At 45.9% G+C, this 9,429-nt stretch carries 5 protein-coding genes and 1 pseudogene; 5 read left to right on the top strand and 1 reads right to left on the bottom strand.

Annotation, left to right across the window (positions count from 1 at the left end; all coding sequences use genetic code 11):
* Positions 1–724 precede the first annotated feature (724 nt).
* From ACWB0I_RS08400 to ACWB0I_RS08380, 5 genes and pseudogenes are all read left to right on the top strand, one after another.
* Positions 725–1,066: a P-II family nitrogen regulator gene (locus ACWB0I_RS08400; RefSeq protein WP_479387607.1), complete on the top strand. Its 342-nt coding sequence runs from the start codon at positions 725–727 to the stop codon at positions 1,064–1,066.
* Between the two features lie 19 nt (positions 1,067–1,085).
* Positions 1,086–2,423 (top strand): annotated as a pseudogene (locus tag ACWB0I_RS08395) (ammonium transporter).
* A 278-nt stretch (positions 2,424–2,701) separates the two neighbouring features.
* A complete protein-coding gene (locus ACWB0I_RS08390) occupies positions 2,702–2,998 on the top strand; it encodes a TorF family putative porin (RefSeq protein WP_479387606.1) in 297 nt (98 codons plus the stop codon).
* On the top strand, positions 2,988–3,380 hold the full coding sequence (locus ACWB0I_RS08385) for a hypothetical protein (RefSeq protein WP_479387605.1): 393 nt from the start codon (positions 2,988–2,990) through the stop codon (positions 3,378–3,380). The genes ACWB0I_RS08390 and ACWB0I_RS08385 overlap by 11 nt, the downstream gene beginning before the upstream one ends.
* A 295-nt stretch (positions 3,381–3,675) precedes the next feature.
* On the top strand, positions 3,676–8,469 hold the full coding sequence (locus ACWB0I_RS08380) for a GNAT family N-acetyltransferase (RefSeq protein ID WP_479387604.1): 4,794 nt from the start codon (positions 3,676–3,678) through the stop codon (positions 8,467–8,469).
* Here the strand turns inward: ACWB0I_RS08380 and ACWB0I_RS08375 are convergent.
* A complete protein-coding gene (locus ACWB0I_RS08375; RefSeq protein ID WP_479387603.1) occupies positions 8,466–9,056 on the bottom strand; it encodes a TetR/AcrR family transcriptional regulator in 591 nt (196 codons plus the stop codon). The genes ACWB0I_RS08380 and ACWB0I_RS08375 overlap by 4 nt on opposite strands.
* Positions 9,057–9,429 lie beyond the last annotated feature (373 nt).

Raw genomic sequence — 9,429 nt, 5'->3', positions numbered from 1 at the left:
GAGAGCACAAAGATTTCAAAAAAAATAAAATTTGTTGACATGTAAGGCGAAGACTCAGCAAAGCGGCACAATTCGCTCCCCCTTCCCTTTATTAAAAAAGGGAAGGGGGCCGGGGGGTTAGGATCTTTAACACAAGAATTTTCGCATCCCGCTAAGCGGGATTATAAGTTTTGAAGGAAGTATTCTAATTATATCCCCATTAACGACCAGTAATCGGGCTGATAACTATTTAACGGTAAGATCTGTTCTCATTAATTTAACTCAACCATTTAAGAAAACGGCAAAGCTGGCTTTGAGGCCTTTACGCTGAGCAAATAACTTCAGCATTAACTTACAAAAATGTAGGACTCTATAGAAATCCTTTTAATTTTGTAGGAATGCTCTGGGATAATTGCTGGAAAATGCAGCCATAAGATGCAATAATTTCTATGCCAAATAAAAATATCCATAAAATATCGATATTATTCCCGTTCTTAAAGTGCAAGTTTCTTCAGTAAAATGATTTATCTCCGCTGTTTAACAAAAATCAAGAAAATGATAGAAACAAAATTGTAGTAAAAAGCATTTTGTCCTGCAAAAATGTAGTTCTTAATAAACCAGTTCAATTTTAATTAATTTTTAGAAAAATAAATAATTAAGCCCTCTCAATAGAAATTGGTACAGCATTTGAATTTAAAAGAGCACAGCAGGGAAATCAATGTACCATTTAAATAAGGAGTCGCTCATGAAGCTGGTCATTGCTTACATCCAGCCAGAACGGTTAAAAGCGGTAAAGCAGGTTCTTTACTCCAGGCAAATATTTAAAATGTCAGTTACCAATGCTTTAGGTTGTGGTGAGCAAAAAGGCTATTCCGAGACCTATCGAGGGGCGCGCATTGAAGTAAATCTGCTTAAAAAAGTGCGCATCGAAATCGCAGTAAACGAGGAATTTTTGCAACCTACGATTGAGGCCATTGTAGAAAGCGCCCGAACCGGAAATATTGGGGATGGAAAGATTTTTGTAGTTGATCTGGCCCGATGTGTAAGAATCCGCGCGGGCGAAGAAGGAAAAGCAGCCATTGGTTAATAGAAGAAAGGGTGTTAACATGAAGAAATACATGATGCTAAGTGGAATATTGGTGTTGATGGCCTTCAGCCTGGGGCATGCCGATGTGCCCACTGCTGCGGCGCTTGCGAAATCCGACCGGTTATTGCAGTTGAACATGAATACCGTTTGGACGTTAATAGCGGCGTCCATGGTCTTTTTCATGCAGGCCGGTTTTGCTATGGTAGAAAGTGGCTTTTCACGAGCCAAAAACACGGTTAATATTATAATAAAAAATTTAATGGATTTTTGTGTGGCTTCGGTCGTTTTTTACCTGGTGGGCTTTGGCTTGATGTTTGGTCAAACAAATGGTTTGTTTGGCACCACCTATTTTGTACCTTCACTCGATGTCTTTGGCACAAAAGATTGGTTATGGACATTTTTGATCTTTCAGACGGTGTTTGCCGGAACCGCAGCCACCATAGTCTCAGGTGCCATGGCTGAACGTACCAGGTTTGGAAGCTATTTACTGTATAGTTTCCTGATTTCTGGTCTGATTTATCCGGTGTTCGGTTCCTGGGCCTGGGGCTCTTTGTTGGCCGGGAGCGGCTGGCTGGAACGATTGGGATTTGTTGATTTTGCCGGATCAACGGTAGTGCATTCCATCGGTGGCTGGCTGGCTCTGGCTGGAGCTATGACTTTGGGGCCCCGTCTTGGCAAATACAATCCAGATGGTTCCTCCAATGCTATTCCTGGACACAATATTGCCCTGGGCGCATTGGGCGTTTTTATTCTCTGGTTCGGCTGGTTCGGTTTTAATCCAGGAAGTACAACATTTGCCGACGGGGAAGTCGGGCTAATTGCCATAAATACCAATCTGGCGGGAGCCGCTGGAGGTATTGCGGCTATGGCCACTGCCTGGTTAATCGAACGAAAACCGGAAGCTTCAATGACATTCAATGGCGCTTTAGCCGGTCTGGTAGCAATCACCGCCGGTTGTGCCAGCGTGACTCCTCTTTGAGCAGTGACTATTGGATTTATTGCCGGCGTTCTTGTGGTGTTGAGTGTGTTTTACCTCGATCGTACTTTAAAAATCGATGACCCGGTCGGCGCGGTGAGTGTGCATGGCGTTTGCGGCGCTTTTGGCACCCTGGCCGTCGGATTGTTCTCCACTAAGGGAGGCTTGTTGTATGGCGGTGGAATCAGGTTGCTGGCCGTTCAGAGCTTTGGCGTGGCAAAGGCCTTTGCCTGGGCCTTTGGTCTGGGTATTCTGATATTCAAAGGCATTGCTAAAACCATTGGCCTGAGAGTGGGCGCGGAAGAAGAACTCAGAGGGCTGGATATTGGTGAACATGGCATGGAAGCGTACAATGGCTTTCAGATCTTTACAACACAATAAGAAAACGAAGAAGGAAATTTTGGCCTCCCGGGGTGGCTATGAAAAAAGTACATCAGGATTGAAAAAAAGGGGGGCCAAAATACCCGCTGAATGGGAATGGTTGAAATCGTGTGTTATTTTAGAATTCTGTAAAATAGAGTTGGGGCATTTAACTTCTTCCTTACAAATAGCTATTTAGCACAGAAAAATTTTTCCTGCCTCTGTGGCGAAATATCTGGAGTGCTTGAGCCAGATACATCTTGCAAAATGTCGCATGTTTTTCACAAGGAGAATGAGCTATGTCATTTTTAAAAACGACAATTAAAGGAATTACAACGCTGTTTTTATCTCTCACGTTTCTGCAGGCCCAGGCCTCAGTGAGCGGCGCTGCCTCGCTGGTTTCCACTTATGTGTGGCGAGGGATTGTTCAAAATCGTGGCCCTGCATTTCAAAGTTTGGTAGCCGTGGATTTAAACTCTTTCCAGTTGGGACTGTGGACCTCATCGGTGGATTTTGGCCCGGGTAGCGCAAGACTGGAAACCGATCCTTTTCTGCAGTTTTCTGCTGAATGGCTTGCTTTTAATTATGCAATATAGCTACGATCTGTTTCAGTCCTTTAACAACCGAGCCAGAATGGAGGGCGAATTGTACGCCAGAGTTGAAACGGGAAAGTGGGGACTGGCAACCTATTATGTCCCCCCGCAGAAAAGTACGCAGGGCCAGGAACGGGATGATTATTACTGGATTGAATTGAGTAACCAGTTAACCTGGGATCAGTTTGAACTTTTAACGGTTCTGGCTTATGGCACGTATTCCAATCGTTTTCTGGATGATGTCCCCAAAAAGGGGCTTGGCCTGCTTACTGTCACGGTTTCAAAAGCAATTTTTAAGTCGTTTTATTTGAGCTGGGTCTGGCACTGGGGATTGAGTAGAAACATCGAAAACAATATGGTGGTTATGGTAACACTCTCTTTCTAAGAACGATTTCTCCGCCCAGCATGTCGCTTTCGCTCCGCGCATCGGTCGAAATGACAATTGGTGGGGAGAAAGGGCAAAACCAGAAATCCCTTACACTGGCAGCCTGAATTGCGCCCTCGTCCCTGTGTGAGAAAAGGCCAGAAGAGAATTGAGCATGCAGAGCAAATAAAGTTGTAAATAAACCATCTTCAAAAAAATCGCCCACATGAATCCATACCTTGTGAAAATATTCCGGTTTGATCAGGGTTCAAAATTTGCTAATTTCCTGTAAAGCAAATTAAACTCAGGTTACATCATGCTTCATCAAACTATAGCGCAACTAACCCGTCTTAAACAACTTTTTTCGGCTGGAGAAATGGCCCTGGCTCATGAAGAGTTTGGCTCAATGGTTCAACAGTTCGAAAATCTTTTACAAACCCTGAAAAAAATAAATGGCTTTGCCGTGCGCGAAACGCTAATAGAACTGAACGATCTGTTTGAAGTCCTTTTCAGCGCAAATCTGAGAGACGCCTTCATGGAAGAGGTGTCCGAAGCTTCCTTCATGGAACTGGGCCAACAATTATGGCTCATCAATGACGAGTTACAGAATGAAATGCGCGCTGTCATCCACCTGTACCTTGAGCTCTTACGTCAACCTGTTTTTTTGAAACGCCTCAAAACAACGGAGCCCTGGGAGGAGTTGATTTTGCAATTGATCGAAAAGAGTAATTTTACCATGGCTCCGCTGTTGCGTCAGCGTTTTAAACTTTACCCCCAAAAAACGATTTTTGGTCTGATCAGCGGCGACAGCGTGTTGCGCTATTCGTTTTCTGCGATAAAAGAACGCATTTTACAATACGGGCGGGGCTTGCTGGCTCTTAGCGGTCATCTGCCACCAGACAGACCTGCCGTGGCTTTCTTTATGCAAAACAGTCTGGAAATGGCCCTGCTCGATCTGGCCTGTTTGTCAAGCGGTTTGGTCAATGTGATGATTCCGGCCAATTCGGTGGCCCATCAGGTGGCTTTCATTCTCAATCAAACCGGCGCCAGAATCCTGTTGATTTCCGGGCACAAACAGCTCGAAATCGTGAATCAGGTGCGTAAAGAGCTGGTACAGCTTGAACACATTGTGATGATTAAAGAACAGCCCACCGAAGAGCGCATTCTGTCACAGGCTCAACTCATTCAAATGGGCATGCAACTGAGTCATGATCAGCTGGTGGAGCGCCAGGAAAATTTTTCCACAGGCGATCTGGCGAGCATCATGTACACCTCCGGAACAACCGGCGAACCCAAGGGCATCATGTTTTCGCAGATGAACATCATCTACAAGCGGTTTTGCCGCGCCCTGGCGCTGCCTGAAATCGGACCGCAAGATCGTTTTCTTTCTTATTTGCCTTTGTTTCACACCTTTGGCCGCTATCTGGAGATGATCGGTTCCGTTTTCTGGACGGCCGAGTACTATTTCATGGAAAATCCGGCTATCGAAACTCTGATACGCAATATGCAACTGGTGAAACCGACGGTCTTTATAAGTATTCCCAAAAAGTGGATGCAGCTGTACGAACATATCGCTCAGCGCGTGGATGTAGAACTGGATGATGAAGCGCTGGTGAAGCAAGCGGTGCAAGAGACCACCGGAGGGCATTTGCGCTGGGGGCTCTCGGCTGCCGGTTATCTGGATCCGACCATCTTTCGCTTTTTTCAACGCAACGGTGTGGAACTGTTAAGCGGCTTTGGTATGACCGAGGCCACCGGGGGTATTACCATGACCGAACCCGGAAACTATGTTGAAAATACCCTGGGTCGGCCCCTGCCCGGCATTCAGGCTAAATTGGCCGAAGATGGCGAACTGCTCATTCGCGGCCCGTATGTGATGATGGGCTACTATGGGCACCGCAAGCAACCCTTTGTAGATGGCTGGTTCCCAACGGGCGATATCATGCGCCAATTGCCTAATGGCTATTTTGAAATCATTGACCGCAAAAAAGAGATTTACAAAAACATTCGGGGTGAAACGATCGCCCCACAGCGCATCGAAAATTTCTTTTACGATTCCGAGTTTGTTAAGCAGGTTTTTCTGGTGGGGGACAATCGGCCTTTTAACACGGTTCTGATCTACCCTAATTTGGAAGGCCAGGGTAATCCCCTGCGCCAGATGGACGCAGAAGAACTGCACAATTTTTTCTCTTCGCTGGTCGTTACTGTCAATAATTTTCTGGCGCCCTTTGAGCGCATTGTCGATTTCAGGATTATTGATCGCCCCTTTTCGGCTGAACAGGGTGAGCTTACTCCCAAGGGCACTTTCAAACGGCGCGTCATTGAACAAAACTTCGCTGCGCTCATCGAAGAGATGTATCAGCAAATTTTTATAGATGTTAAGTGGCAGGGTTTTACGCTGCAAATCCCAAACTGGTTCTTACGAGAAAAGGGCTTTTTAATTAAAGACCTGCAGCTGAACGAAAGGGGCATCGTCATCCCTGGCCATAAGTGTGTTTTGCCCCTGCAAAAAGTTGCAGACGACATGATTCAGATCGGCGATTATATTTACCGCTTCAGCGATTCTGAAATCGACATGCAGTTAATTTTCTCCAATCCCTTGTATTGGTTGGGTAATCGGGCTTTACTCGAATTTACCGGCGAGGAGATCTTTCATTGGTACCGCCTGGACAATTTAAATGAACGTTTACAACTGGTTCGCTTTTTCCGCGCCACACCTCTCACACCACAGGAGATGGAAGATTTTCAGCAGTTGCTCGAAAGCGAGGAATTTAATCTCAAAGGCATTCATCTTTCCATTCTCCATATTCAAAGCGAAGACACGGCGGCCATAGCTAAGGGCATTGCGTATTTGCAAAAGATTTTAAATGATCCTCAGCAATCGTTCTATGGCCTACTCAAACAATTGGTGGCTTATCCGCGCTATGCCTGGTCGCTTGACGCCTTGCAGCAAATGTTTTTACTTGGGCTGCACCTGTTCAGAGGTCGGGCACTAAAAGATTATTTGTCCGGTTATTTGCAATTTAATCATCGCTTTTTAACCCCGGATTTGATTGAGGCCGTGGCCGATAAACTGGATGTGGATCTGGAAGTGTTGGGAGGAATTCACGCCCTCATTAAGAATGAGATCAAACGTTTGAGCCCAAACCAGAATATTCAGCAAACAGCCGTGGCGCCTCTGTTACATCTTCTGGGACAGATAGGTGTTGTCCACCCCATGCATTACAAAAAAATCCGCCAGTGGATTGTGCGTTATCAGCTGCGACATGATATTCCTGGTCTTTCTCAAATGGCCTCCGAAGTGCGGATTAAATTACTGCAAGGCTTTCGGCGCTGGATCGGAGAAAACCAGAAAATTTCGATCGATGTGGAGACCGGAGAAGAGTATCGCTGGAATGATGTTGTTATTTTTGAAGAAGACATTCCGGAAAAAGATCAACAGTTCCTGCTCAAAGCCATCAGTGAGCAACCGATTATTCGCGAAGCCTTGTTCTTATTAGGAGATGGCATTCTGGCCGGTTTGTATGATATCCCGCCAGGCGGCGTGTGGATTAGTAAATTGTACACAGAGCCCAACCACAGCGTTTACCGCGTTTCGGTGCAAACGCGCTTCCAGGGGGGCGCGGATTTTGTGATCAATCTGGAACACGGGCAACCTACCGAATCCATTCGCGAAGAGATGAACTGGCTCATTCACGCCGGCGCTCTGGCGCGGGGCATACGGTTGGTGGAAGAATTCGGGGGCTTCTGGAAAGAATACAACCTGTGGACCGAGGAGTACATCCCGGGCGATTCTCTGCAGATGTACATTTCAAAAATTATGCGACGCAATAATACGGAATCGCAAAGTCGCTTGCAAGTGCTCTGGCCCCACTTTGTCTGGTCGGGTATTTCGGCCCATGTCAGTTTCTGGCGCCGGACGGGCTATCAACTGGAAATTGAAGATAAGAGCGCAGCCAACATCATGATTCCGGCCCATGATTACCTCACCGGTGTGCGTATCTTTTCCATCCGGAACCGCAAAAAGTCCAATGGTTTGCTCGAGCTGGTGTGCGATTTCTATCAGCAGTTTGTGTTGCGCCAGCAACAAACCTATCCCTTTCTTAAAAAGGATCGACGCATCTATTTTTACATTTTTAGCGGCATTCTGGACGCCGAAGGCGAAAAAAGCGGCCTGAACCATTTACAACACATGCTTACGGATCAAACTGTGGAAAACAAACCGCAGGAACTGGACAGAGAACTGCGGCGCTTCATTAAACAGGTCGAGCAGGAGGGCTACATTCCGCGTAATCTCTATTTTGCCATTCAGCGTTTCCAGCGCTGGATGCAGCTGAATCCCCAGGCCGATTTTTCGGCTCAATTGTTTACATTGAACGAATTGTACGAGACCTACCAGCTTTCACAGTTTGAGCAGCGCTATCCGGAAATCAGAGCGCGATTCTACCTGGAAACCGTCTTTAAGGATTCTTCGGCGCAGTTTAAAGCCAAGTTGAAAAATATCATCAAACAATCTGCTAAAAGACCATTAACGCATGAGGATCGTCTAAAACGATTCTCTGAAATTCGCCACCAATTTCACTTGAGCGAAAAGGAAGAATTTTTCCTCAGCCGTCTGGGATATCCGCATTTACAACCAGAAGACGCCGCCGGCTGGCTAAGCGTTTCGCCCAGCGGGGTGCAGCAAAGCGACGTGGTGGTGACCATGGAAGATTACGACGGTCGGAGGTTTCATGTCCGCAAACCTATGACTCCCAAAGAGATTGCCCGTTTACACAACATTTTTCTGGAAGCCAATCTGCCGGTGGTGTTTAAACCGGAGCACCGCTTTTTGATTGCTGTTTCGGAAAGGGGATATGTGATCGGTGGCTTGTTTTATTCCAAAGTGAATGAAGAAACGGCCCATATGGAAAAGATTGTGGTCACGGCCAAGTACCGACGCAAAGGGATCAGCGAAGGACTAATGGCCGAGTTTTTTAATCGCATGCGCGACGCCGGATTAAAATATGTTACCACCGGTTTTTTCCGTCCGGAGTATTTCTATCGATTTGGTTTTAAAATTGAACGCAAATATGCGGGACTGGTTAAAAATCTGACAGAAGGTCATTAACCCCGTATCAGACTTTGTTGAATGTAATGTTTTACCTGTTCGCTCGCCTCATCCAGTTCAATGGATGGCGGATCGTAAGCCCAGCGATGAATAATGTGGTACAACCCGCCAAACACAAAGTGAAAATACATTTCGCAATGAATGGAAGCGTTAAAAAAACCGTCGGCAACGCCCTCTTCGTACACGCGACAAAAGCTCCTGACTAAATGGGGATATTCCTTCTGGGAGGCGTCAATGCCTTTTTTGCGTAATTCGTTATGTTCTTTAATGACCACAAATCCCAATTGCGGATCGGCTGTAAAAACTTCAAATGTGGCATCAACCATGTGGCGAAGCTTTTCTAGGGGATCCATGTCGGTATCTTTACTAATGGTCAGCATGCGATCGCTGAATTGTTTCCAGACGGAAACGATCATCTGGTACAATAAGGTTTCTTTGTTTTTATAATAGGTGTAAACGCTTCCATGAGCCACGCCGGCACGTTTGGCAATTTCTGAAATTTTAGCCTGCTGATACCCTTTCCGGGCAAACACTTCGACGGCAGCTTCTAAAATTTTACGCGCTTTCTCATCCGGTTTAGTACGCATGGCTTTCTCCCAAAAATTTATCCGTAGAAAAAGATACGATAAAGGGGAAAATTAAACAAGGGAAAATTTTCTTCTTCTAAGGCAGCATAGCCGCACCCTTTAAAAAACCGCAAAGAATTAATTTTAATTATATATTATTTTGCGAAACGGCAAGTTGTGCCCAGTCAGTGAAAGCCTGTGCCAGCATGTCATTCGGAATCCCGCTTCAACGGGAGGAAGAATCCCTTGCAAATTCGCAGGCGCAAGGTAACTCGAGCTTCAGCTCGAGACGTTGTAAGGGCGAAGCATTTTTTGCAAAGTCTTTCTCAAGAGCGATTTTAACTTGTACACAAAGAGGTTGCGCTAATTGGAACAACCTTCAGGAAAATGCTTC

The organism is Caldithrix sp., from assembly GCF_056497305.1.
Note: the sequence above shows the minus strand (reverse complement) of the source record. Positions and strands in the feature narration are given on the sequence as shown.

Bases quoted from the DNA above. Each gene is read 5' to 3' on its own strand.
- ACWB0I_RS08400 (WP_479387607.1), top strand. From the start codon at position 725: ATGAAGCTGGTCATTGCTTACATCCAGCCAGAACGGTTAAAAGCGGTA.
- ACWB0I_RS08390 (WP_479387606.1), top strand. From the start codon at position 2,702: ATGTCATTTTTAAAAACGACAATTAAAGGAATTACAACGCTGTTTTTA.
- ACWB0I_RS08385 (WP_479387605.1), top strand. From the start codon at position 2,988: ATGCAATATAGCTACGATCTGTTTCAGTCCTTTAACAACCGAGCCAGA.
- ACWB0I_RS08380 (WP_479387604.1), top strand. From the start codon at position 3,676: ATGCTTCATCAAACTATAGCGCAACTAACCCGTCTTAAACAACTTTTT.
- ACWB0I_RS08375 (WP_479387603.1), bottom strand. From the start codon at position 9,056: ATGCGTACTAAACCGGATGAGAAAGCGCGTAAAATTTTAGAAGCTGCC.